The organism is Curtobacterium sp. MCLR17_039, from assembly GCF_003234745.1.
Classification (GTDB): Bacteria; Actinomycetota; Actinomycetes; order Actinomycetales; family Microbacteriaceae; genus Curtobacterium; species Curtobacterium flaccumfaciens.
This window is the reverse complement of sequence record NZ_QKTF01000003.1, coordinates 305,252-327,961: the sequence shown is the minus strand read 5'-3', so window position 1 is coordinate 327,961 and position 22,710 is coordinate 305,252. Positions and strand designations below refer to the sequence as shown.

The 22,710-nt window shown below is 71.2% G+C and carries 26 protein-coding genes, 1 tRNA gene and 1 riboswitch; of the genes, 17 read left to right on the top strand and 10 right to left on the bottom strand.

Annotation, left to right across the window (positions count from 1 at the left end; genetic code table 11):
• Window positions 1-136 precede the first annotated feature (136 nt).
• From pstC to pstB, 3 genes are read left to right on the top strand one after another with little or no spacing between them, the layout of a single operon-like run.
• Window positions 137-1,087, top strand: a complete 951-nt coding sequence (gene pstC / locus DEJ00_RS05410) for a phosphate ABC transporter permease subunit PstC (protein WP_027466629.1) — start codon at window positions 137-139, stop codon at window positions 1,085-1,087.
• Window positions 1,088-1,100: 13 nt separating this feature from the next.
• Window positions 1,101-2,186, top strand: a complete 1,086-nt coding sequence (gene pstA / locus DEJ00_RS05405; RefSeq protein ID WP_027466630.1) for a phosphate ABC transporter permease PstA — start codon at window positions 1,101-1,103, stop codon at window positions 2,184-2,186.
• A 49-nt stretch (window positions 2,187-2,235) separates the two neighbouring features.
• Window positions 2,236-3,015 (top strand): phosphate ABC transporter ATP-binding protein PstB, encoded by a 780-nt coding sequence (gene pstB / locus DEJ00_RS05400; RefSeq protein WP_027466631.1) that lies wholly within the window; start codon window positions 2,236-2,238, stop codon window positions 3,013-3,015.
• Window positions 3,016-3,230: 215 nt separating this feature from the next.
• On the opposite strand, the gene DEJ00_RS05395 is transcribed toward pstB, so the two are convergent.
• From DEJ00_RS05395 to DEJ00_RS05385, 3 genes are all read right to left on the bottom strand, one after another.
• Entirely contained in the window at window positions 3,231-4,106 is an 876-nt protein-coding gene (locus tag DEJ00_RS05395) for an anti-sigma factor domain-containing protein (protein ID WP_111056631.1), read from the bottom strand.
• The gene (gene sigK / locus DEJ00_RS05390) at window positions 4,103-4,702 is read right to left on the bottom strand and encodes an ECF RNA polymerase sigma factor SigK (protein ID WP_027466633.1); all 600 of its coding nucleotides are present in this window, start codon (window positions 4,700-4,702) and stop codon (window positions 4,103-4,105) included. Before sigK ends, DEJ00_RS05395 begins: the two co-directional genes overlap by 4 nt.
• A gap of 493 nt (window positions 4,703-5,195) precedes the next feature.
• Entirely contained in the window at window positions 5,196-5,825 is a 630-nt protein-coding gene (locus DEJ00_RS05385) for a DNA-directed RNA polymerase subunit beta (protein ID WP_111056630.1), read from the bottom strand.
• A gap of 127 nt (window positions 5,826-5,952) precedes the next feature.
• On the opposite strand from DEJ00_RS05385, the gene DEJ00_RS18230 reads away from it, so the two are divergent.
• Together DEJ00_RS18230 and DEJ00_RS05380 are read left to right on the top strand one after the other, a co-directional pair.
• Window positions 5,953-6,114: a DUF2207 domain-containing protein gene (locus DEJ00_RS18230; RefSeq protein WP_138801981.1), complete on the top strand. Its 162-nt coding sequence runs from the start codon at window positions 5,953-5,955 to the stop codon at window positions 6,112-6,114.
• Window positions 6,115-6,167: 53 nt separating this feature from the next.
• Window positions 6,168-6,240, top strand: a tRNA-Lys gene (locus DEJ00_RS05380).
• Between the two features lie 82 nt (window positions 6,241-6,322).
• On the opposite strand, the gene DEJ00_RS05375 is transcribed toward DEJ00_RS05380, so the two are convergent.
• Window positions 6,323-6,877: an SGNH/GDSL hydrolase family protein gene (locus tag DEJ00_RS05375; RefSeq protein WP_027466635.1), complete on the bottom strand. Its 555-nt coding sequence runs from the start codon at window positions 6,875-6,877 to the stop codon at window positions 6,323-6,325.
• 140 nt (window positions 6,878-7,017) lie between these two features.
• On the opposite strand from DEJ00_RS05375, the gene DEJ00_RS05370 reads away from it, so the two are divergent.
• Together DEJ00_RS05370 and DEJ00_RS05365 are read left to right on the top strand one after the other, a co-directional pair.
• A complete protein-coding gene (locus DEJ00_RS05370; RefSeq protein ID WP_146247871.1) occupies window positions 7,018-7,833 on the top strand; it encodes an SGNH/GDSL hydrolase family protein in 816 nt (271 codons plus the stop codon).
• Between the two features lie 186 nt (window positions 7,834-8,019).
• Window positions 8,020-8,340, top strand: coding sequence for a hypothetical protein (locus tag DEJ00_RS05365; RefSeq protein ID WP_027466636.1), 321 nt, complete (start codon window positions 8,020-8,022; stop codon window positions 8,338-8,340).
• An 88-nt stretch (window positions 8,341-8,428) separates the two neighbouring features.
• Here DEJ00_RS05365 and DEJ00_RS05360 read toward each other — a convergent pair whose 3' ends face one another.
• Together DEJ00_RS05360 and DEJ00_RS05355 are read right to left on the bottom strand one after the other, a co-directional pair.
• A complete protein-coding gene (locus DEJ00_RS05360) occupies window positions 8,429-9,361 on the bottom strand; it encodes an aldose 1-epimerase family protein (protein ID WP_027466637.1) in 933 nt (310 codons plus the stop codon).
• A complete protein-coding gene (locus tag DEJ00_RS05355; RefSeq protein ID WP_111056628.1) occupies window positions 9,358-10,212 on the bottom strand; it encodes a DeoR/GlpR family DNA-binding transcription regulator in 855 nt (284 codons plus the stop codon). The genes DEJ00_RS05360 and DEJ00_RS05355 overlap by 4 nt, the downstream gene beginning before the upstream one ends.
• A 64-nt stretch (window positions 10,213-10,276) precedes the next feature.
• Here DEJ00_RS05355 and galT point away from each other — a divergent pair, with 64 nt between their 5' ends.
• Together galT and galK are read left to right on the top strand one after the other, a co-directional pair.
• Window positions 10,277-11,374 (top strand): galactose-1-phosphate uridylyltransferase, encoded by a 1,098-nt coding sequence (gene galT / locus DEJ00_RS05350; RefSeq protein ID WP_111056627.1) that lies wholly within the window; start codon window positions 10,277-10,279, stop codon window positions 11,372-11,374.
• A complete protein-coding gene (galK, locus tag DEJ00_RS05345; protein ID WP_111056626.1) occupies window positions 11,371-12,510 on the top strand; it encodes a galactokinase in 1,140 nt (379 codons plus the stop codon). Before galT ends, galK begins: the two co-directional genes overlap by 4 nt.
• Window positions 12,511-12,650: 140 nt before the next feature.
• On the opposite strand, the gene DEJ00_RS05340 is transcribed toward galK, so the two are convergent.
• The 3 genes from DEJ00_RS05340 to glyA form a co-directional block, all read right to left on the bottom strand.
• Window positions 12,651-13,100: a hypothetical protein gene (locus tag DEJ00_RS05340; protein ID WP_027466641.1), complete on the bottom strand. Its 450-nt coding sequence runs from the start codon at window positions 13,098-13,100 to the stop codon at window positions 12,651-12,653.
• 107 nt (window positions 13,101-13,207) lie between these two features.
• A complete protein-coding gene (locus DEJ00_RS05335; protein ID WP_111056625.1) occupies window positions 13,208-14,143 on the bottom strand; it encodes a tetrahydrofolate dehydrogenase/cyclohydrolase catalytic domain-containing protein in 936 nt (311 codons plus the stop codon).
• A complete protein-coding gene (gene glyA, locus DEJ00_RS05330) occupies window positions 14,140-15,417 on the bottom strand; it encodes a serine hydroxymethyltransferase (RefSeq protein WP_111056675.1) in 1,278 nt (425 codons plus the stop codon). Before glyA ends, DEJ00_RS05335 begins: the two co-directional genes overlap by 4 nt.
• A gap of 96 nt (window positions 15,418-15,513) precedes the next feature.
• A riboswitch (ZMP/ZTP riboswitch) is annotated at window positions 15,514-15,598 on the bottom strand.
• 38 nt (window positions 15,599-15,636) lie between these two features.
• Between glyA and clpS the strand changes: the two genes are divergently transcribed.
• Together clpS and DEJ00_RS05320 are read left to right on the top strand one after the other, a co-directional pair.
• A complete protein-coding gene (gene clpS / locus DEJ00_RS05325; protein WP_071245350.1) occupies window positions 15,637-15,942 on the top strand; it encodes an ATP-dependent Clp protease adapter ClpS in 306 nt (101 codons plus the stop codon).
• The gene (locus DEJ00_RS05320; RefSeq protein ID WP_111056624.1) at window positions 15,939-16,412 is read left to right on the top strand and encodes a DUF2017 family protein; all 474 of its coding nucleotides are present in this window, start codon (window positions 15,939-15,941) and stop codon (window positions 16,410-16,412) included. Before clpS ends, DEJ00_RS05320 begins: the two co-directional genes overlap by 4 nt.
• A 43-nt stretch (window positions 16,413-16,455) precedes the next feature.
• On the opposite strand, the gene DEJ00_RS05315 is transcribed toward DEJ00_RS05320, so the two are convergent.
• Window positions 16,456-17,328: an NAD(P)H-binding protein gene (locus DEJ00_RS05315; protein ID WP_111056623.1), complete on the bottom strand. Its 873-nt coding sequence runs from the start codon at window positions 17,326-17,328 to the stop codon at window positions 16,456-16,458.
• Between the two features lie 75 nt (window positions 17,329-17,403).
• On the opposite strand from DEJ00_RS05315, the gene DEJ00_RS05310 reads away from it, so the two are divergent.
• The 6 genes from DEJ00_RS05310 to nagA all read left to right on the top strand — a co-directional run bounded on the left by DEJ00_RS05310 (window position 17,404) and on the right by nagA (window position 22,376).
• Window positions 17,404-17,859 carry a MarR family winged helix-turn-helix transcriptional regulator gene (locus DEJ00_RS05310; protein WP_111032312.1) on the top strand — a complete coding sequence of 152 codons (456 nt, stop codon included), beginning with the start codon at window positions 17,404-17,406 and terminating at the stop codon, window positions 17,857-17,859.
• A 56-nt stretch (window positions 17,860-17,915) separates the two neighbouring features.
• Window positions 17,916-18,350, top strand: coding sequence for a MarR family winged helix-turn-helix transcriptional regulator (locus DEJ00_RS05305; RefSeq protein WP_220038840.1), 435 nt, complete (start codon window positions 17,916-17,918; stop codon window positions 18,348-18,350).
• A 107-nt stretch (window positions 18,351-18,457) separates the two neighbouring features.
• Window positions 18,458-19,855, top strand: coding sequence for an MFS transporter (locus tag DEJ00_RS05300; protein ID WP_220038839.1), 1,398 nt, complete (start codon window positions 18,458-18,460; stop codon window positions 19,853-19,855).
• 81 nt (window positions 19,856-19,936) lie between these two features.
• Window positions 19,937-20,797: a formyltetrahydrofolate deformylase gene (gene purU, locus DEJ00_RS05295; protein WP_071245357.1), complete on the top strand. Its 861-nt coding sequence runs from the start codon at window positions 19,937-19,939 to the stop codon at window positions 20,795-20,797.
• Window positions 20,798-20,805: 8 nt separating this feature from the next.
• A complete protein-coding gene (locus DEJ00_RS05290) occupies window positions 20,806-21,213 on the top strand; it encodes a YrdB family protein (protein WP_051596981.1) in 408 nt (135 codons plus the stop codon).
• Window positions 21,210-22,376, top strand: coding sequence for an N-acetylglucosamine-6-phosphate deacetylase (gene nagA, locus DEJ00_RS05285; RefSeq protein ID WP_111056621.1), 1,167 nt, complete (start codon window positions 21,210-21,212; stop codon window positions 22,374-22,376). The genes DEJ00_RS05290 and nagA overlap by 4 nt, the downstream gene beginning before the upstream one ends.
• Window positions 22,377-22,710 lie beyond the last annotated feature (334 nt).

The window sequence follows — 22,710 nt, the reverse complement described above, 5'->3', positions numbered from 1 at the left end:
GAGCGCCCGGACGCCGGTCCCACCCACACGACCGGCGTCCGGGCACTCAGCCGTCCAGGACACCACCCGGACGGGCACCGCACCACCACCCCAGAACCCGTCGCCTCCCCCGGCGTTCCTCCGACAGGAGTACCCCATGACGACCGCACCGGCCCAGCCAGGGGCCACCGTCACCCCGATCAAGCCGAAGGCCGTCGTCCGTGTCGGCGACCGCGTCTTCTCCGCCGCGTCGGTCATCGCCGGCGGCCTCATCCTCTTCGTGCTCGTGCTCGTCGCCGCGTTCCTCGTGTGGCAGAGCATCCCGGCCTTCTCCGCCAAGGTCGGCGAGCTGCCGGGCAAGGCGACGAACTTCTGGGACTTCGTCGGCCCCCTGGTCTTCGGCACCGTCTGGTCCGCGCTCATCGCGCTCGTGATCGCCGTGCCGCTGTCCCTCGGGATCGCCCTCTTCATCTCGCACTTCGCGCCGCGTCGACTCGCGCCGGTCCTCGGCTACGTGATCGACCTGCTGGCCGCCGTGCCGTCGGTCGTCTACGGCCTCTGGGGCATCGCCGTGCTGGCGCCCCTGGTGAAGCCGTTCTACGTGTTCCTGAACGAGTACGTCGGCTGGTTCCCGCTGTTCTCCGGCCAGGTGTCCGGCACCGGCCGCACGATCCTGACGGCGTCGATCGTCCTCGCCGTCATGGCGATCCCGATCATGACCGCGGTCATGCGTGAGATCTTCCTGCAGGCCCCGACCCTCAACGAGGAAGCGGCCCTGGCCCTCGGCGCGACCCGCTGGGAGATGATCCGCCTGTCGGTCCTGCCGTTCGCGAAGTCCGGCATCGTCTCCGCGATCATGCTCGGCCTCGGCCGTGCACTCGGCGAGACGATGGCGATCGCGCTGGTGCTGTCGGTCTCGACGAACGTCACGTTCCAGATGCTGACGTCGCAGAACCCCTCGACGATCGCCGCGAACATCGCCCTGCAGTTCGCCGAGGCCTCGGGCACCGCACTCAACGCGCTCATCGCGTCGGGTCTGATCCTCTTCGTCATCACCCTGGTCATCAACATGCTCGCGCGGTACATCGTCCGCAGCCGAGTCAGCTGAGAGGTCGCACCCGATGTCCCTCGCGCTCCGTCAGACCGGCACCGCCGGCAACGTCTACGCCAACGGCAAGCTGCACGCCTCCGTCCCGTGGCTGCTGCTGGTCGGCAGCTGGGTCGCCCTCGTCCTGGTCTTCGCCCTGCTCAACGCGGGTGGCGCCGTCAAGGACTTCAACGTCGTCGCCGCGATCTTCCTCGGCACGGTCCTGTTCGACGTCCTCATCGTCGTCATCTCGCGCATCGTCGAGGGCGGCCGCAAGGCGGTCGACCGCCTGGTCACCTCGCTCGTCATCACGGCGTTCGTCATCGCGGTCCTGCCGCTGGTGTCGCTGCTCTGGACGGTCATCGCCAAGGGCATCGCCCGCTTCGACGCGAACTTCTTCTCGTACTCGATGCGCGGGGTCATCTCCGAGGGCGGCGGCGCGGTCCACGCCCTCATCGGCACGCTCGAGATCACGCTGTTCGCGGCGCTCATCTCGGTGCCGATCGGCCTGCTCACCTCGATCTACCTGGTCGAGTACGGTCGCGGCGCACTGGCGAAGGGCATCACGTTCTTCGTCGACGTCATGACGGGCATCCCGTCGATCGTCGCCGGTCTGTTCGCCTACGCGCTCTTCGCGCTGTTCCTCGGCCCGGGTGCCCGCTTCGGCCTGGTCGGCTCCGTCGCCCTGTCGGTGCTGATGATCCCGATCGTCGTGCGCTCCACCGAAGAGGTGCTGAAGATCGTCCCGATGGAACTCCGCGAGGCCTCGTACGCCCTCGGGGTGCCGAAGTACCTCACGATCCTCAAGGTCGTGCTCCCCACCAGCCTCGCCGGCATCACCACCGGCGTCATGCTCTCGATCGCCCGCGTCATCGGTGAGACCGCCCCGCTGCTCGTCACGGCCGGCTTCACCGCGAGCATGAACTACAACCTGTTCCGTGACCCGATGATGACCCTGCCGGTGTACGCGTACACGCAGTACTCGCAGCAGGGCGCCAACCCGGTGCCGTTCGTCGACCGGGCCTGGACCGCGGCCCTCGTGCTCATCCTGATCGTGATGCTGCTCAACCTGCTCGCCCGGTTCATCACCCGTCTCTTCGCCCCCAAGCTCAGCCGCTGACCCTCCGCCCCCGCGGAACCAGCGACACCACCCACCCAGAAGGATCAACGTGTCCAAGCGCATCGAGGTCGACGGCCTCAACGTCTACTACTCGAAGTTCAAGGCGGTCGAGGGTGTCGACATCACCATCGAGCCCCGCACCGTCACGGCCTTCATCGGCCCGTCGGGCTGCGGCAAGTCCACCTTCCTCCGCACCCTGAACCGCATGCACGAGGTCATCCCCGGCGCATGGGTCGAGGGCTCGGTCAAGATCGACGGCGACGACCTGTACGGCGCCGGCGTCGACCCCGTGCTCGTCCGTCGGCAGGTCGGCATGGTCTTCCAGCGTCCGAACCCCTTCCCCACGATGTCGATCCGCGACAACGTGCTGGCGGGCGTGAAGCTCAACAACAAGCGCGTCTCCCGTTCCGAGGCCGACGACATCGTCGAGCGCTCGCTGCAGGGCGCGAACCTGTGGAACGAGGTCAAGGACCGCCTCGACAAGCCCGGCATGGGCCTGTCCGGTGGGCAGCAGCAGCGTCTCTGCATCGCCCGCGCGATCGCGGTCGAGCCGGACGTACTCCTGATGGACGAGCCCTGCTCGGCCCTCGACCCGATCTCGACGCTCGCCATCGAGGACCTGATCGAGGAGCTCAAGAAGGAGTTCACGATCGTGATCGTGACCCACAACATGCAGCAGGCGTCGCGCGTCAGCGACAAGACGGCGTTCTTCAACATCGCCGGCACCGGTGCACCCGGCAAGCTCATCGAGTTCGACGACACCGCGACGATGTTCTCGAACCCGTCCGTGCAGGCCACCGAGGACTACGTCTCGGGCCGCTTCGGTTGATCGGCATCCGTCCGTCGCGCTGACGGACTGCCTGGAGGCTCGGTGCACGTCCGCCAAGGACGCGCACCGGGCCTTCGTGGTTGCGGCGGCGTTCGTGGTCGCGCCCGGCGCGGCGGTGCGATCACGACGCTGACGCGGAACGACGAAGCCGCTGTCGTGTGACAGCGGCTTCGTCGTTGTGCGTCGGTGGCAGTCCAGCAGGACCGCCCCTGGCATCAGGCCGTGGTGGTCGGGACCGCCATGATCGGCGAGGTGGTCGGCTGCTCGGAACCGCCCTCGGGCTCGACCGTCATGCCGATCGTCGCGCCCTCGGACATCGCACCCTTGAGCACGGCGGAGTGCACACCGTCGGCCGCACCGTCGACCAGGCCGGCCGACTTGATGGTGCCGCCCTGCTCCTCGGAGCCGATGTACCAGAGCTCGTACGTCTTGCCCTTCGGCGCCTGCTCGACACCGTCGAGGATCACCGCGGACTTGCCGAGGTCGTTCGACCACACGACCGTCGCCGAACCCCCGCCCGCGACCTTGGTCGTGGTGCGCTGGAAGTCCGACGCGGCGTAGATGCGGTCGAGGCCGCTCGAGGCCTGCGTGGTGCCGGTGCCGGAGCCGTTCGGGTCGAAGATCGATCCGACGCCGAGTCCGCCGAAGAAGACCGCGGCGACGGCAGCTGCGGCCGTCAGCATGACCGCCGGACGCTGGAACCAGCGGCGGCGAGCCTCGGAGGAAGCCCGGCCACCGGCGGTGGGGCCGTCGGCGATCGAGGCGACGTGCCTGGCGGGCTCGGGACGGGCCTCCTGGACGGAGGTGGTCTCGGCGACCGGGGTCCGGTCGACCGTCGTGTCGGCGAGGGGTGCGGCCTGAGGGGTCGTGGCGATCTGGGCCAGCAGCGACGCCTTGAGCGACGCGGGGGGCTCGATCGGTGCGACGGCGTAGGCGAGCTGCAGCGCGGTCTCGCGCAGCGAGTCGTTCTCGGCCTGCAGCTCGGGGGACGTCCGGAGGGCGTCCTCGAGGAGCGCGCGCTCGTCGTCGGACAGCGCGTCGAGGGCGTGGGAACCCGTCATCAGTGCGGGGTCGTCGTGGCGTTCGGTCATGAGGTCACCCCCATCTCGTCTCGGAGTCGGATCATCCCGTCACGGAGACGGGTCTTGACGGTGCCGATGGGGACACCGAGGTGTTCGGCCATCTCGCTGTGCGAGTAGCCGCCGTAGTACGCGAGTTGCACGGCCTGCCGCTGGAACTCGGTGAGCTTCGCCAGCGCTCGGCCGACGCGCTCGTGCTCGATGCGGATCTCGACGGACTCGGAGACCTGGTCGAAACCGGCCTCGAGGTCGCGGATGCCGATCTTGGTGTCGCGGTCGTGCGACGACTGCGAGGCACGGACCCGGTCGACCGCTCGGCGGTGGGCCATGGTGAGGACCCAGCTGGCCGCGGTACCGCGCTTCCGGTCGAAGCGGGTTGCCTGCTGCCAGACCTCCAGGAAGACCTCCTGCGTGACCTCTTCCGACTGCGCGCGGTCCCGGAGGAGGCGCGTGATCAGACCGAGGACCCGACCGGAGAGTGCGTCGTAGAGGTCCGCGAAGGCGGCTTGGTCACCGGCGGCGACCCGGGCGAGGAGGTCGTCCGGCGATGCCTGAGCTGGCTCTGACGAGCTCCAGCGTTCGGTGTCGCTATCCACGAGGGCAAGCATTGCAGGTTTCCCTCCTCTCGGTTGCTTTCGTTGACCAGGCGGGTAGCACGAAGGCTCCGCATGGGCGGTCGAGACGAGGGGCCGGCGTGACCCACAGGGAATTGACCGGCGGTGCCGGTCCGGGTCACACCGGGCCTCTCGCTTCGTGACGGGCATTCCGACCGTCACGCAGATGATTCGGCGCGGTCCCCGCTGTGGATTGGATGGGGGTCGGGATTTCTCGGCGGGATGGGCGCGGCGAGCCTTCGAAGGGGTTCCCGCGGGCACGCCCGGGCCGGTTCTGTCCACCATGAGTGAACAGGGTCGAGTGATCAGCCAGCGTCTCGTAGACTTGGTCTCGCCGGGCCGCAGCAAGCCCCGGGCTCCAAAATTCGCCGCTTCGAGCGGCCTCGCGCCGAGAGGCGCTTCTGCGGCCCGGTCTTTTCATGCCCGGATGCGTTCCGGACTGCTGCACGGCCCTGGAGGCCCGGTTCGGGTCCGTCCCGCCGCGTGCTCAGTCCAGGCTGTCGCGGCGCCAGAGCGCCGCCGCCTCGGTCAGGTCGGCCGCCAGCTCCGTCAGGCGGAGCGCCCGCGTCGTGAGTTCGCTCGCGCGCTCGGACGCGACCAGGTCCGACTCGTCCGCCACGGCGGTTGCGCCGGCGGCGGCCAGACGACAGAACGACGCCCCGCGGTCGAGCGCCACCGCGAGGTCGCCCGTGTACAGGCCGTGCAGGATGCGGTCGGCGAGCGTCAGGATCTCGGCCGGGCCCGTCGGTTCCTCGGCACCAGCGACCGCCTGGTCGATCGTGCCGATCTGCGCCGTGCCCCGCTCGAACAGGTACGCGATCTCCTCCGGGTTCTGCCGGATGACGATGCGCACCAGGTACACCCGCCAGAGCGCCCCCGGCAGGGTGTGTGCCCCGACCCGTGCCCACAGCTCCGCGATGGCGTCGATGCCGTGCACGTCGGTGTAGGTGACGAGCCGCTCGACCACGGCGGGGTCCGGGTCTTCGCGGACCCGGTGCAGCAGTGCGTTCGCGGTCTCGTGCGCGACACGGTTCACCAGCGCCGGGTCCTCACCGCCCTGGATGGCGGCGAACTCGGCGTCGGTGAAGTGGACGGGACGGTGGTGATCGCGAGGCACCGCAGCAGTGTAGGCGCGGCCGGTGACACGCCCGCGTCCCGTTCGCCCAGAACGCAACGGCTGCGCCACGCGTACCGTGTTGCGGCAGGGAGGCGCTCCTCCCTGCACGTGAAGGAGAGGATCTTCCATGAACGCCCTGCTCATCATCCTGGCTGTGATCGCAGTCATCCTGCTGTTCGTCGGCGGGTTCGCCGCGAGCCTGAAGTTCCTGCTCTGGGTGGGCATCGTGCTGCTCGTCATCGCGGTCATCGCGTGGCTGCTGCGCTCGCTCACCGGACGTCGGGGCTGACCCGGACCGACGGTTCCTTCCTGGAGGCCCTCACCCGCTAGCCTTGCGGGTGAGGGCCTCTAGCTCAGTTGGTAGAGCACCGGACTTTTAATCCGAGGGTCGTGGGTTCGAGCCCCACGGGGCCCACACCCTCCCGAACGCCGGCTTTTCATCCGAGGGTCGTGGGTTCGAGCCCCACGGGGCCCACACCCTCCCGAACGCCGCTGTGTCAGGCAGACGCTCCACCGGCGGCGATGCGGATGGCGGTGGACAGGATCGCCCCGGCCGTGGTGCCGGTCGCGACCGTCGGGTGGACGCCGTCGACGTCGGCCGCACCGGACGCGTAGGTGCCGTCGAGGCGACGCACCGGGAACCAGGGGTCGACGAGCAGCCACCCCCGATCGGCCGTGAACCGCGCGAGGTCGCGGTTGTGCGCGAACCCGCCGGCGGCACGGTCGATGTGGTCGGCGCCGTAGTCGGTCAGGTTGGACGGTGCGACCTGCCCGATGACGACGTGGTCGGCACCGACGACCTCGACGATCGCCGCGATGTTGTCGCGGATGGTCGACCGACCCACGCCGAGGCGGATGTCGTTGGTGCCCACCATGACGACGAGGACGTCGGCATCCACGGGGGCCACGGCGTTCCGCACGGCCGCCGACGTCGCGCCGCTGATGCCGACACCGCTGACGAGCCGCAGATCGGTCCCGGTCAGGAACCGGGTCCAGGAGAACGAGTTCTCGGGGTTGGTGATGCTGTCGCCGGCGTAGGTGACGGTCGTCACGGGAGCTCCCAGGGTCGGTTTCGGTCGCGGGTGTCCAGCCAACCACGCCCAGGACAGCGCTCCGCGTGCCGCCAGCGGTGTTCGCGGACACTCCTCACCGGTCAGCCGAGGTGCGGATCGGGCCGCGTAGAATCCCGGCCGTGGCCCGACGAACCGACGGCGGATGGCCGGACGGTCCCCGTTCGCTGCTGCTCAGACGACGACGACGGAGGCGACGCCTGGTACCGGCTGTCGCCCTCGGCGCGATGAGCCTCGGCGTCGCCGGGCTCCTCGTCCTGCTCCCGACGGTGTCGGACGCGTGCCAGCCGGATCCGGGAGCGCCGACCGTGTCGGCGAGCGAGGCGGCATCGGCGATCGCCGCCGGCTCGGACGTGCTCATCGTCGGCGACTCGTACACGACCGGGCGAGGCTCGTACGACGGCATGCACGGTTGGGCGCAGGACCTCGTCGCGGAACGCGGCTGGGACGCCACCATCGACGGCGTGCCCGGGAGCGGCTACGTGAACACCGGAAGGTCGCACTCCTCCGCACGGACCTACATCGCGCGGATCGAACGGCACGCGTCCCTCGATCCCGAGCTGGTCATCGTGCAGGGCAGCCAGAACGACTGGCTCGTCGACGCAGCGACACTCGAGTCCCGCGTCGAGCAGACCCTGCGGACCGCGGAGCGACAGTGGCCGGACGCGGTCGTGGTGGCGGTCGGCCCCTCGGCACCGCAGCCCCGCGCGAAGACCACCGTCGCCATCTCGGCGGCGGTCGCCGCCGGCGCACGAGACGCCCGGGTGCCGTTCATCGACGCGATCGACCGGCAGTGGTTCACGTCGGCCAACAGCGCGAGCTACGCGGCGGGCGACGGGCAGCACCTCAACGACGACGGGTACCGCTACCTGGCCGAAAAGATCGACGGGGCGCTCGAGGAACTCACCAGGGCCGCGCCGAGCGAACGCTGCTCCTGACGACGCGACCGGGCGCCGGGGGCCGCGGCACCGGGGTACAAGTCCTCCTCAGCTGGCTCATGGCGGATCCCCTGCACAGCCCAGCCCACCCTCAGCGGATTGTTGGCATAGCGCCGATAGTGTCGTTCTCGGATCCGATCGACGGATCCTGCAACACAGCACCACCACGAACGAACGGGGTACACCGTGATCGAGCCCATCGAAGCCACGCAGACCAGCACCACCGGTGACGCGCGCCGCATCGTCGAGCTCGCAGCAGCGACCAACACGACGATGAGCAACGAGCTCCTGCTCGACACGCTCCGCCGCAACGCCCAGGTCACGACCCGCCACATCCGCAAGGACTTCATCGAGGTCGCCACGGCCACCGCCGTGCTCGGCTACGTCTGCCGGCAGCGCAAGGACTTCATCGCGCTCCGCGGCGACGACCCGGCATGGGCGCACGAGGTCGGCCGGTACGCGACCGAGTCCCTCGCGGTCGAGGCGCTCCGGATGCGCCGCGGCTGACGCCCGGCTCCCGACACGAACGACGAAGGCCCCGCCGGACACCCGGCGGGGCCTTCGTCGTGTCAGCAGTGCGCGCCGACCGGAGTCCTCAGGACCAGACGCGGCGGATCCCCCACGAACCGGTCCAGGTCTCGTCCGGCTCGAGCCAGCGCAGGCCCTCGCCCGAGTTCAGGGCGTTCGCAGGCGCCGTCATCGGTTCGACCGCGACCGCCAGGCCCTTCCCGTCGCCACGCGGGTACTCGCGCGACGTGAAGACCTGCACGTAGGGGAACGAGGCGTCCTGCCAGAGCTCGACCCCGTCGCCCTCGGGCCCGTGCATCGTCGTCCGGCGGATCCCCTCGGCGTCCGGGGTGACGTCCTTGTACGCGGTGTCGAGGTCCGAGTCCCCGGCCCGCCGCCCCTGGCGCAGGTCGTAGGGCGTGCCCTCGACCGGCACCGAACCGTTCGGCACCTTCTGCTCGTCGACGGTGAATGCGGTCGCGGCGTCGAGCGTGACGACCAGGTCGTCGGCGGGGGTGTCACCGGCGCGCAGGTACGGGTGCGCACCGATCGCGAAGGGTGCACGGACGCCCGAACGGTTCGTGACCTCGTGCGTGACGCGGATGCCGTCGTCGACGAGTTCGTGCAGCACGCGCGTCTCGAGGGTGAAGGGCCACCCGTGCTGCGGGTGGATCGTCGCTTCTTGCTGGATCGACGTCTCGGTCTGCGAGACCACCCGGTACGGGGCGAACCGGAGCAGTCCGTGCGACGCGTTGCCGTACTTCGGCTCCGAGACGTCGAGTTGCTGCCGCTTGCCGTCGAGCTCCCACACGCCACCGGCGACACGGTTCGGCCAGGGTGCCAGGACGATCCCGTTCGCCCCCGGCGGCTGCTCGGTCACGGGGAACGGCTCGGTGATGTCGAAGCCGGCGACGCGGAGTTCGCGGATGCCCGCGGCGACCTCGGTGACCACGGCTTCGACGACCCCGTCGGGCCCGGCGTGGTGGAGGCGGTACTGGCCACCCGTGGGTGCTGCGGTCATGGGGTGTTCTTCCTTCCGGCTGGTTCGGTGTGCTGATCGCCGTCGGCGACGATCACCTGGGCACCGGCCGCCCGGATCGTGGCGACCGCGGCGGCGTCGGCCTCGGCGGTGACGACGACGTCGATGTCCTCGAGCGCGCGGACGACCCCGATGTGGGCCCGGCCGAACTTCGACCCGTCCGCGACCACGACGGTACGCCGGGCCGTCCCCGCGAGCATCCGCTTGGCCTCGGTCTCGGGCAGGTTCACGTTCGTCAGGCCGTGGTCGACGTCGAGGCCGGTGCCACCGAGGAACACGAGGTCGGCGGCGATCATCGGCAGGACCGCGCCGTTGAAGGGCGCGACGAGTGAGTGCTGCAGGGGCCGGAGGGTGCCGCCGGTGACGATCACGGTGAAGCGCGGGACGGCTCGCTCGAGCGCGAGCGCCGTGGTGAGGGAGTTCGTGACGACGGTGACGCCGGTGAGTTCGGTGCGCGCCACGAGCGCCTCGGCGACGGCGGCGGGCGTGGTGCCGACGTCGAGGACGACGCACTCCCCCGGGCGCACCAGCGCCGCCGCCGCACGGCCGATGGCCGCCTTGGCCACCTGGTGCTCGACGGCGGTCTCCTCGAAGGGGCGCTCGGTGGACCCGGCCCCGAGGCGGACCGCACCCCCGTGCACCCGGCGGATCCGGGCCTCCTGGTCGAGGACGGCGAGGTCCTGGCGGACCGTCACCTCGCTGGTGCCGAGGGACGCGGCCAACGCGGCCGTCCGGACCATGCCCGGGGCGCCGTCGACGATCGCGACGATGCGGTCCTGCCGCAGGGGCGCGGGCAGCGCGCCGGCGAGGAAGGAGAGGTCGGCGTCCGTCATGTGGACAGTTTCGCTTGCTTCCGATGTCCTTCGCAACGCTTCGGATCGGCGCTAGGCTGTTCCGGTGATCACCAAGCGCGTGACGAAGCTCGCGGACGGCCGCGACCTCTTCTACTTCGACGACGCCGACTCGACGCTGCCCGCAGAACGCAGCATCGACGAGCGCGTGCTCGACCCGCGGCCCGAGACGGCGCGGATGCGGCAGGACGTCCTGACGGGCGAGTGGGTGTCGATCGCGGCGTCCCGGCAGAACCGGGTGTTCCTGCCGCCGGCCGACCAGGACCCGCTCGCGCCCCAGAGCGCGGCCAACCCGTCCGAGATCCCGAGCCGCTACGACGTCGCCGTGTTCGAGAACCGCTCGCCGTCGTTCGGCCCGCTGCTCGAAGCCGACGACGCTCCCGAGTCGCTCGAGTCCCTGAGCGACGTCGGCCTGAACCGCCAGCTCCGCTCGGTCGGCCGGTGCGAGGTCGTGTGCTTCTCGCCCGAGACCTCCGGGTCCTTCGCCTCCATCTCCGAGTCGCGTGCCCGCACCGTCGTCGAAGCCTGGGCCGACCGCACCGCCGCACTCTCCGCGATGCCGGGCATCCAGCAGGTGTTCCCCTTCGAGAACCGGGGCGAGGCGATCGGCGTCACGCTGCACCACCCGCACGGGCAGATCTACTCGTACCCGTACATCACCCCGCGCACCCAGCGACTGCTCGCGAGCATCGAACGGTTCGGCCCGGACCTGTTCGAGCAGCACCTGGCGAACGAGCGGGGTTCCGAGCGGGTCGTCCTCGCCGGCGAGCACTTCACCGCCTTCGTCCCGTTCGCCGCGCGCTGGCCCATCGAGATCCACATGCTGCCGCACCGTCACGTCCCCGACTTCGCCGGCCTGACCGACGCCGAGAAGAACGAGCTGGCGCACATGCACCTCCGGCTCACCCGTGGGCTCGACGCGCTCTACGGCGACCCGACGCCGTACATCGCCGCGTGGCACCAGGCACCGGTGCACACCGCCCGCGACACCGTGCGGCTGATGCTGCAGATCACCTCGCCGCGACGTGCGGCGGACAAGTTGAAGTTCCTGGCCGGCAGCGAAGCCGCCATGGGCGCCTGGATCGGGGACCTCGTGCCCGAGAAGGCGGCCGAGTTCATCCGACAGGGAGTCGAGCGCGCATGACGTTCCAGCAGGTCTACGGGTACGAGCCGACGGTGCGGTACTCCGCCCCAGGTCGCGTCAACCTGATCGGTGAGCACACCGACTACAACGACGGGTACGTGCTGCCCTTCGCGATCGACCGTCGCACCACCGCCTCCATCGCGCAGCGCGACGACCGGACGATCCGCGTCGCCTCCGCCTTCGACGCCACGAGCGAGCCGGTGGCGCTGTCCCTCGACGACCTGTCGCCCGAGGCCATGAGCGGCTGGTCGGCCTACGTCCTCGGCATCGCCTGGGCCCTGCGCGAGCAGGCCGGTGCCGATCTGGGCGACAAGACCGGGTTCGACGTCTTCATCGAGTCCGACGTCCCGGTCGGTGCGGGCCTGTCGTCCAGTGCGGCGATCGAGTGCGGTGTCGCGCTGGCGTTCAACGACCTGTGGGAACTCGGCCTCGACCGGAAGACCCTGGCGCGCGTCGGGCAGTACTCGGAGAACCACGCCGTCGGTGCCCCCACCGGCATCATGGACCAGTCCGCCTCGCTGCTCGGCGAGCAGGACGCCGTCGTGTTCCTCGACTGCCGCACGCTCGACACCGCCGTCGTCGACCTGGCGCTCGAGGCGAACGGCCTCGAGGTCCTGGTCATCGACACCCGCGTCGAGCACGCTCACGCGACCGGTGGCTACGCGGCTCGTCGGGCCTCGTGCGAGAAGGGTGCGCGGGTGCTCGGTGTCGAGGCCCTGCGTGACGTCAGCGTCGAGGACCTCCCTCGTGCGCAGGAGCTCCTGGACGACGAGACCTTCCGCCGCGTTCGGCACATCGTGACCGAGGACCAGCGCGTCCTCGACACCGTCCGCACGCTGCGCGAACAGGGCCCCCGGGCGATCGGTTCCCTGCTCGTCGCGTCGCACGAGTCGATGCGCGACGACTTCGAGATCTCCGTGCCGGAGCTCGACCTGGCCGTCGCCACGGCGGTCGAGCACGGTGCCGTCGGCGCCCGCATGACCGGGGGTGGATTCGGCGGCGCGGCGATCGCGCTGGTCGACCAGGAGTCGCGCGGGGCGATCACCGCCGCCGTCACCGCTGCCTTCGCCGACGCCGGGTACCGCGAGCCGAACGTGTTCACGGTGCACGCCGCGCAGGGCGCCCGGCGCGACTGACGGCTGCGGCGCGCGCGGGCGCTCGGGCGCTCGACGTTTCGCGCTCAGCGACAGCTCACGCGGCGATCAGCCCGTGGGCTGTCGCTCAGCGCGAAAGAACGGCAGCACCCCGACCGCCGCGACCGCGCGCGTCCGCCCGCTCAGCCGAGGTAGTCCGCGTACCGGACGTACTCCACGACGTTCCCGAGCACGAACGGGTGCGTCCGACCGTGCTCCACGGCCCACTCCACCCACGCGGTCTGCGCCGGCATGAGCAGCCACACCACGACGGTCGTCCCGAGCACGGCAGCCAGGGTCAGGCCCATCACGGTGTGCTCGTCGAAGCGGGCTGCACCACGGCGGGCGATCGCGACGACGAACCCGGCGACCGCGAACCCCACCGTCGCGAGCGTCCACCCGAACCAGGGGCCCGACGTGAACGTGTACTCCTGGCCGGCGTGCGCGAGTGTCATCGACCAGGTCGACCCCGGAGCCTGGAACAGCACGCAGAGCGCCACGATGACGATCAGCCACCGGGCGTCCTTGGTCAGTTGCGACGGCTCGGGCCGGGGGCGCATCACCGGCGCCGTCTGCAGTCGTTCGTCCCCCATGCCGCGACCGTAGCACCGGCGGAGTGCACTTCGTGAGCAGCAATGGTCGGGTGCGATGACGCCACCCGACCATTGCTGCACTCCATCAGCACGCGAGAGCCCGCGCGCTACGACAGCTGACGCTCGGCGGCCTCGACGACGTTCTTCATGAGCATCGCGCGGGTCATCGGCCCGACACCACCGGGAGTCGGCGACAGGAAGCCCGCGACCGACGCGACCGCGGGGTCGACGTCGCCGTGCAGCTTCGCCTTGCCGGTCTCCTCGTTGACGACGCGGGTGATCCCCACGTCGATGACGGCGGCACCGGGCTGCACCCAGTCGGTCTTGACGAGCCCGGCGACCCCGGCCGCGGCGACGATGATGTCGGCGCGACGGCACTCCGCGGCGACATCCGCGGTCAGCGAGTGCGTCAGGGTCGCGGTCGCCTCGAGCCGCGTGAGCAGCAGACCGAGCGGCCGTCCGACGGTCAGCCCCTGCCCGATGATCGTCACGTGCGCACCACGGATGGGGATCTCGTACGCGTCGAGCATCGCGACGATGCCCCGAGGGGTGCACGGCAGCGGTGCGTCGATCGTGCCGGCACCACCGGGCACGGCGAGCACCAGCTCGCCGAGGTTCGTCGGGTGCAGGCCGTCGGCGTCCTTCGCCGGGTCCATCAGCTCGAGCATCGGCGTCGGGTCGATGCCCTGCGGCAGCGGGAGCTGCACGATGAACGCGGTGACCCGGGGGTCGTCGTTCATCTGCAGGATCGCGGCCCGGATGTCGGCAGCGGACGCCGTCTCGGGCAGGTCGATGCGGTGCGAGTCGAGCCCGATCGACGCCGAGTCGCGGTGCTTGCCAGCGACGTAGGACATCGAGCCGGGGTTCGAGCCGACCATGATCGTGCCGAGGCCCGGACGGATGCCGTGCTCGTGCAGGCGGTCGATCCGGCCCCGGAGTTCGTCGAGCGTCCGGGCGGCGAGGGCGGTGCCGTCGATGCGGACGGCACTCCCTTCACCGGCCCAGAGCTCGCGCGGGAGCGCCGCGCTGACCGAACCGCTCACGCGTAGAGCGGGAACGCGTCGGTCAGGACCTTCACGCGGGCCGAGAGCGCTGCGACGTCCGGGTTCGGCATGAGGGTCAGCGCGATGATGTCGGCCACCTCGGTGAACTCGGCGTCGCCGAAGCCGCGGGTCGCCAGCGCCGAGGTGCCGATGCGGACACCCGAGGTGACCATCGGCGGGCGCGGGTCGAACGGCACGGAGTTGCGGTTCACGGTGATGCCGACCTCGTGCAGCAGGTCTTCGGCCTGCTTGCCGTCGACCTCGGACGCGCGCAGGTCGACGAGCACCAGGTGCACGTCGGTGCCGCCGGTGAGCACGTCGATGCCCGCGGCCTTGGCGTCGTCGGCGGTCAGGCGGGCGGCGAGGGCCTGGGCGCCACGGATCGTGCGCTCCTGACGGTCCTTGAACTCCGGGGTGCCGGCGAGCAGGAACGCGGTGGCCTTCGCGGCGATCACGTGCATGAGCGGGCCGCCCTGCTGGCCCGGGAAGACCGCGGAGTTGAGCTTCTTGAACAGGGTCTCGTCGTTCGACAGGATGATGCCCGAGCGGGGGCCGCCCAGGGTCTTGTGGACCGTCGACGAGACGACGTGGGCGTGCGGGACCGGGGACGGGTGCAGACCGGCGGCGACGAGGCCGGCGAAGTGCGCCATGTCGACCCAGAGCTTCGCGCCGACCTCGTCCGCGATCTCGCGGAACTTCGCGAAGTCGAGCTGGCGGGGGTACGCGGACCAACCGGCGATCAGGACCTTCGGCTGGTGCTCGATGGCCTTGGCGCGGATGTCGTCGTAGTCGACCTCGAACGTCTCGGAGTCGACGCCGTACGCCACGGCGTTGTAGATGCGGCCGGAGAAGTTGAGCTTCATGCCGTGGGTCAGGTGCCCGCCGTGCGCGAGCTCGAGGCCGAGGATGGTGTCGCCGGCCGAGGCGATGGCGTGCAGGACGGCCGCGTTCGCCGTCGCGCCGGAGTGCGGCTGCACGTTCGCGTACTCGGCACCGAAGAGCGCCTTGGCACGGTCGATGGCGAGCTGCTCGGCGACGTCGACGTACTCGCAGCCGCCGTAGTAGCGCTTGCCCGGGTAGCCCTCGGCGTACTTGTTGGTGAGCACGGAGCCCTGCGACTCGAGCACGGCGCGCGGCACGAAGTTCTCGGACGCGATCATCTCGAGGGTGTCGCGCTGGCGGCCGAGCTCCTGCTGCAGGACGGCGGCGATCTCAGGGTCGACCTCGGTGAGCGGGGCGTTGAACGCGGCGCGGGCGGCGGCCTGCTCGGCCACCTCGGCCGAGTCGGAGACGAACGGGGGCAGATCGGCAATGGACACGGGACTCCTACGGTGTGCGGACGACCAGCTGGTCGCACTCGGACGGTCGGTCGGTGCAGCCCAGGCGTACGGCCGCGCACCGTGTCTTTGTCGCTCCCCGATGGTGACCCATCCAACGCCAGTCGCGACCTGACGATCGTACCGAGCGACCCCGCCCTGTGTCACCCTGGATGCATGACGCTGCTCTCGCCCGACGTGGACGAACGGACCACCACGGACGAACGGACCAGTGCGCGGGCGGACACCCCGTGGGTCACGGTGGTGTGGGACGACCCGGTGAACCTGATGTCGTACGTCACCTACGTCTTCCAGCGGCACTTCGGGTTCTCGCGCGAGCAGGCCGAGCGACTCATGCACCAGGTGAACGACGACGGTCGGGCGATCGTGGCGTCGGGTCCGCGCGAATCGATGGAGGCCCACGTGCAGTCCATGCACGGCTACGGGCTGCAGGCGACCGTCGACAAGGCCCCCGAAGCGTGATCCCGTTCGTCCGCCGCGCCGACGGCGTCCACCTCGGCCTGTCCTCCGGCGAGCGCGACCTGCTCGCCTCGCTCACCGAGCAGCTGCGGCAGGTGCTCGGCGGCGACCTGTCCACGGACCCGATCAGCGAGCGGATGTTCCCGGACGCCTACCCCGGTGACGACGAGGCGAGCGCGGAGTTCCGGAAGTACACGCAGTCCGACCTGCTCACGCAGAAGACGACGAACGCCTCGATCGTGCACGACTGGCTGACGGGCACCCGCGACGGTTCGCTCGACGCCGAGGACGAGCAGGCGTGGCTCCGCACCCTCACCGACCTGCGGCTGACGATCGCCGACCGGCTGGGCATCGAGGACGCCGACGACGAGGGGCGCTCCGTCGAGGCCGACGCGGGCGTCGGCCTGCGCGACGTCTACGACTGGCTCGGCTACGTGCAGGAGCACCTGGTCGTGACGCTCACGTCGCGCTGACGGCCCACGGCCTGGAGGCCCGGATCACCTCCGGCGCGACGGGTCACCCCAGCAGGTCGTCGCGGTGGGCTCGCGCCCAGTCGGTCAGGCTCCGGGGTGCGGTGCCGGTGATGCGCAGGACGTCGTCGCTCATCACGTCGACGCCGTCGAGGCCGCGTCGGACGACCCGGCCGAACTGCTGCCGGAGCCCCTCGGCCTGCCAGGCGGGCACCCCGCTCAGGCGCAGCACACCGGCGTAGACCCGACTCGGCAGGTGCAGGGCGCGCACGGGTCGGCCGAGCCCGGCGGTGAGCGCGGCGGCGACACCCCGCGCGTCGAGCAGGTCCGGCCCGGTGAGCACCGGTTCGGTGCCGTCGTGGCCGTCCTCCGTCAGCACCCGGGCGGCGGTCCGGGCGATGTCCTCGGTGTCGATCCAGCCGATCACCCCGCGGCCCGTGGTGTGCGGGAACCACCCCCGTCGGATCGCGGGCGCCGAGGGCTGCACGTTCGTCATGAACGACGAGGGGTGCAGGATCGTCCACGCCAGCCCGCTCTCGCGCACCAGCCGGTCGATGTGCCAGGCGGCGCTCGCCCACGACATCGGGGAGTGCTCGGCGGCGTCCCCGCCGGACAACTGCACGATCCGGCCGGCCCCGGCCCGCTGCGCCGCACGGACCCCGGTGGTGCCCTGCTCGCGCTGCCGCTGGCTGACCGGCGTCACGAGGAAGAACCGGTCGACCCCGTCGAGCGCCGCGGTGAGCGCGTCCTCGTCGTCCAGGTCGGCCAGGCGGCCGTCGATGCCCCGCGCCCGGAGCGCGTCGACCTGCTCGGGTCGTCGGACCACGGCTCGCACCGTCACCCCTGCCGCCCGCAGCAGCTCCGCCGTCTTGCCCCCGACGTCCCCGGTCACGCCGGTGACCGCCACGATCTCGCCCATGTCTGCTCCTCGTTCCACTGACCCGTTCTGGTATCAGTTTCCTGATACGTGAACGTACGCCGGTACGATCGCCCCGTGCCCCAGGAACTCCCAGCCCCGCGTGACGACGTCGACGGCATCGTGGCCTGGACGGTGATCCGGGCCGCACGGACGCTCTCCCGCCGGCTCGCGGCCGAGCTGGCGCCGCTCGGGTTGACACCCGTCGAGTTCGGGGCGCTCATCCAGCTCGCAGCGGCCGGCGAGCTCAGCCAGGCCGACCTGGCGCGGGCGGTCGGCGTCCGACCGCAGAGCATGACGACGCTCGTCGGGGGGCTCTCGACGCGGGGACTCGTGGAGCGGGGTGCTGCACCGGGCCGGGGACGGGCCTCCCGGATGCGACTGACCGACCAGGGCGAGGCGCTGCTGGCACGCGCCCACCCGATCGTCCGGGCGAGCAACGCGTGGTTCGGCGACGGCGCGGAACCGATCTCGGCGACCCTGCTCCCGCTGCTCGAGCCGGACGCGGGCGACGACGGTTCCGCCGTTCCTTGACCGGTATCGGAAGGCAAACTTGCAAGGTGGGCTGGTGACGGACTAGCCTCCGGGGCGTGACCGACGCACCGGAGACCGACCCGACCGACCTGGCCGACGCCGTGCTGACGATGCACGGACGACTGCGGCGGTCGTTGCTGGCCTCGAAGTCGGACGACGTCACGGCGTCGCAGACCGCCACCCTCGGACGCCTGCTGCGACACGGGCCGGCCACCATCGCCGACCTGGCCCGAGCCGAGGGTGTCCGACCGCAGTCGATGGGCGCGACCGTCCAGGCCCTGGTCGACCTCGGCCTGGCCGAGCGGCAGGCCGACCCGACGGACGGCCGGCGGGCGATCGTCAGCGCGACGGCGGCCGGCCGAGACGCGCGCCAGACCGCCTGGGCCGCGCGGAACCACGAGCTCGCCGAGCGGCTCGCGACCCTGCCCGAAGCGGACCGCCGCGTCGTCGCGCGGGCGATGGACCTGCTCGGGCCGATCGTCGATCCCTGACCCGCACCCCCAGTCCTGCAACCGGAAGAAGCGCTCTCACGTCCACCACCACCACGACCCCCGACACGACCACGGGCAGCGGCTTCGGTCCGAAGCTCCTCATCCCGGTGCTCGTCGGGCCCCTGCTCAACCCGATCAACACCACGATGGTGTCGGTCGCCCTCACCCCGATCTCCCGCGACCTGGGCATCGGTGCGGCGCAGGCGATCTGGCTCGTCGCGGCCCTGTACCTGGCGAGTGCGATCGCGCAGCCCACGATGGGCAAGCTCGCCGACCGGTTCGGCCCGAAGAAGGTGTTCCTGACCGGGCTCGTCATCGTCGGGATCGCCGGGGTGGTGCCCGAGGTCCTGACCGGGTTCGGCGGCGCCGTGTTCGCCCGGGTGCTCATCGGCATCGGGACGTCGTCGGCCTACCCGGCGGCGCTCACCACGCTCCGGCAGCACTCCGCCCGGATCGGGAAGCCGACGCCGCCGCTCGTGCTCGGGGCGCTGTCGATCACGTCGCTCGTGTCCGCCGCCGCCGGCCCACCGCTCGGCGGGGCGCTCATCGCCGCGTTCGGCTGGCACGCGATCTTCCTGGTGAACGTGCCGCTCGCGGTGTTCGGCATCGTCGTGGCGACGCTCTGGCTGCCGTCCGACCGGCTGCGTCCGCGCGACGACGCCGACCTGCCGGTGCTGCAGGCGCTCGACCCGCTCGGCATGGTGCTGATGACCGGGACCGTCTCGGCGCTGCTCGTCTTCCTGCTCGACCTGTCCGCCGGGCTGTGGTGGTTGCTCGCGGTGGCGCTCGTGCTGCTCGTCGCCCTGGTGGCGTGGGAGCTCCGGGCCGTGCGACCGTTCGTCGACGTGCGGCTGCTCGCCCGGAACGGCGCGTTGTCCCGCACGTACGGCCGCCTGTTCCTGACGTACCTGCTCGCCTACACGATGACCTACGGGTTCTCGCAGTGGGTGCAGGACGTCGCGGGTTACCCGAGCGACGTCGCCGGGTACATCCAGCTGCCGGCCGCGATCGTCGCCGGGGTGGCCTCGTTCGTCGTCGCACGGAAGACCGCGATCCGCGGGCCACTCGTCGTCGCCGCGCTGGTGCCGATCCTCGGCGGTGTGCTCCTGCTCTTCCTGCACACCGGGTCGCCCGTCGTCCTGCTCGCCCTGACCCCGGCGCTGTTCGGGGTGCCGCAGGCCCTGGCGTCGGTGTCGAACCAGGCGGCGCTGTACCGGCTCGTCCCCGCGGAGTACATCGGCACCGCGGCCGGGCTGTCCCGCACCGCGGTGTACATCGGGGCGATCGCGGCGTCCTCGCTGATCGGCGGCGTGTTCGGCCAGGCCCCGACGACGCCGGACCTGCACGTGCTGGCGTGGGTGATCCTCGGCGTCGCGGTGCTCCTGACCGTGCTGACCCTGGCCGACCGTCGCCTGCGTGACGCCGACGCCGGGCAGGCCACCACTGCTACGCCCGCGCCTGCGCCTGCGCCCGACGCCACCGCCGCTGCGCCTGACGCTTCGTGAGCAGGAACGGTCGAGTCGCCGCTGCCCACTCGACCGTTCCTGCTCACGAAGCACATCCCCCGCGGCCGGTACCCTGATCCGGTGACCGACCCGACCCCCACGCACTGGACCCTGACGCTCGTCTGCGACGACCAGCCCGGGATCGTGCACGCCGTCTCCGGAGCGATCGTCGCCGCCCAGGGCAACATCACCGAGTCGCAGCAGTTCTCCAGCGCCGACACGAACACGTTCTTCATGCGCCTGCAGGTGATGGCGCCGGTGGACCGCGCCGCCTTCGAGGCAGCGCTCGCCCCCGTCGCCGCCCGCTACGACGCCCGCGTCCAGCTCGACGTCGTCGGTCGTCCGCTGCGCACCCTCGTGCTGGTGTCGAAGGCGGGCCACTGCCTGAACGACCTGCTCTACCGGCAGCGCGGCGGACAGCTGCCGATCGAGGTCCCCCTCGTGCTGTCGAACCACGCGGACCTGTCCGAGCTCGCCGCGTTCTACTCCGTACCGTTCGAGCACCGCCCGGTCACCGACGCCGATTCGAAGGAGCAGATGGAGCGACGCGTGCTGCAGGCGGTGGAGGAGCACGACATCGAGCTCGTCGTCCTCGCCCGCTACATGCAGATCCTGTCGCCCGAGCTCTGCGCCGCGCTCGAGGGCCGTGCCGTGAACATCCACCACTCGTTCCTGCCCGGCTTCAAGGGCGCGAACCCGTACCGGCAGGCGCACGCCCGCGGGGTGAAGCTCATCGGTGCGACCGCGCACTTCGTGACGAGCGACCTCGACGAGGGCCCGATCATCGAGCAGAACGTCGTCCGCGTCGACCACACCAAGGAACCGGCCGAGCTGGTGTCCATCGGGCAGGACGAGGAGTCCCGCACGCTCACCCAGGCGGTGCGCTGGATCGCGGAGGACCGCGTCCTGCTCGACGGCGCCCGCACCATCATCTTCAAGTAGGCAGCACCATGACCAACGCCCCGCAGTCCCCCGTCGACTGGGAATCGGTTCCCGACCCGGCCGCCGTCCGGCAGCCGCGACGGCGGTTCGAGGCCTGGATGGTCCTGCGGATCGCCGTGATGGTGTTCGGCCTGCTGTCCCTGGCCTTCTGGGGCTACTGGTCGTGGCAGCTCCCGCTCCCCGGCTACCTGTTCATGGTCGGTGCCCCGCTGTTCGCCGCGGTCGTCTGGTACTTCTTCCGGTCGCCGCGGTCCCCGATCGAGACCGACATCGTCGGCAAGACCATCGTCGAGGTCGCCCTGGTCGTCGCCGCAGGCGCGACCTGGATCTCCATCGGGCACCCGGTCGTCGGGATCGTCTTCATCGTGATCGCCGCCCTGAGCGGCCTGATCGCGTTCCGCAAGGAGACCGCATGAGCACCACGGGCCTCCAGACCGGCCAGGAGGCTCAGCGCACGCTGGTCCGCGCAGCCCGCGTCGTCGACACGGCCGGCACCACGGCCGACGGCTGGGTCCTGGTCGTCGGCGACACGATCCACGCGACCGGCTCCGGCCCCGAGGCCCCCGCGGCCGACCGGGTCGTCGACCTGGGCGACGCGGTCCTGACGCCCGGCTTCGTGGACCTGCACGGGCACGGTGGAGCGACCGAGGCGTACGAGGACGACTCGTTCGACCGTTCGCTCGCGATGCACCGTTCGCACGGCACGACCCGCTCCGTCCTGTCGCTCGTCGCGAACCCGGTCCCCGCCCTCGCGGCGTCGCTGGCCCACGTCCGCGCCGTGATGGCGACCGACCCGCTCGTGCTCGGTGTGCACCTGGAGGGACCGTTCCTGTCCCCGCACAACAAGGGTGCGCACAACGAGTCGTTCCTGATCGATCCGACGCCCGCCGCGGTCGACGCGCTGCTCGGAGCGGGCGAGGGCGTCATCCGACAGGTGACGATCGCGCCCGAACTGCCCGGAGCCCTCGACGCCGTCCGCCGGTTCGTCGCGGCCGGCGTCACGGTCGCCGTCGGGCACACGGTCGGCACGTACGACCAGGCCCGCGCCGCCTTCGACGCCGGGGCGACGATCCTGACCCACGCCTGCAACGCGATGCCCGGGCTGCACCACCGCGCACCCGGGCCGATCGGCGCTGCCGTGGCGGACAACCGCGTGACGCTCGAGCTCATCCTGGACGCCGTGCACGTGCACCCGGTCGTGGCGGACACGCTCTTCCGGGCGACGCCGGGTCGTGTGGCGCTCATCACCGACGCGATGGGTGCCGCCGGCGCTGCGGACGGCTCGTACCGCCTCGGGTCGCTCGACGTCACGGTGACCGACGGGGTCGCGCACGTCGCGGGGACCGACACCATCGCCGGGTCGACGCTGACGCAGGACGTGGCGCTCCGCAACGCGGTCTCGCTCGCCGGGCGGACCCTGCCCGAGGCCGTGGCGGCGCTGACGAGTGTGCCGGCCGCCGCGCTCGGGCTCGGCGACCGCCTGGGTCGGCTGGCGCCGGGGTTCGCCGCGGACCTCGTGGCGCTGTCGCCGTCGCTCGAGGTGCAGCGCGTGTGGGGCGGCGGGCGCCAGCTGCGCTGAGCCGCCGCGGTGGAGGGGGCCGGTAGGTTCACCGAGCTCACTGCGACACCGCTCCGGAACGCGGTGGGGACGGCGGCGATCAGCCATCGAGCAGGAAGACCCACACCACGAGCAGGACACCGACCGCAGCTGACAGCCCGATCGAGCATCAGAACCAGGGGGCGGCGGACCCGCGGTGCACTCGGCCGCGTCCGAGTCCATCCCGCCGGACTGCGCTGACGGCGGAGCGCAGGAACAGCCCGACAGCTGCCAGCAGCAAGACCATCAACCCCGACCACATCCGCACGAGAACTCCGTGGGACGAGCATGCCGGAAACGCGGCCGGTGCGCGTCT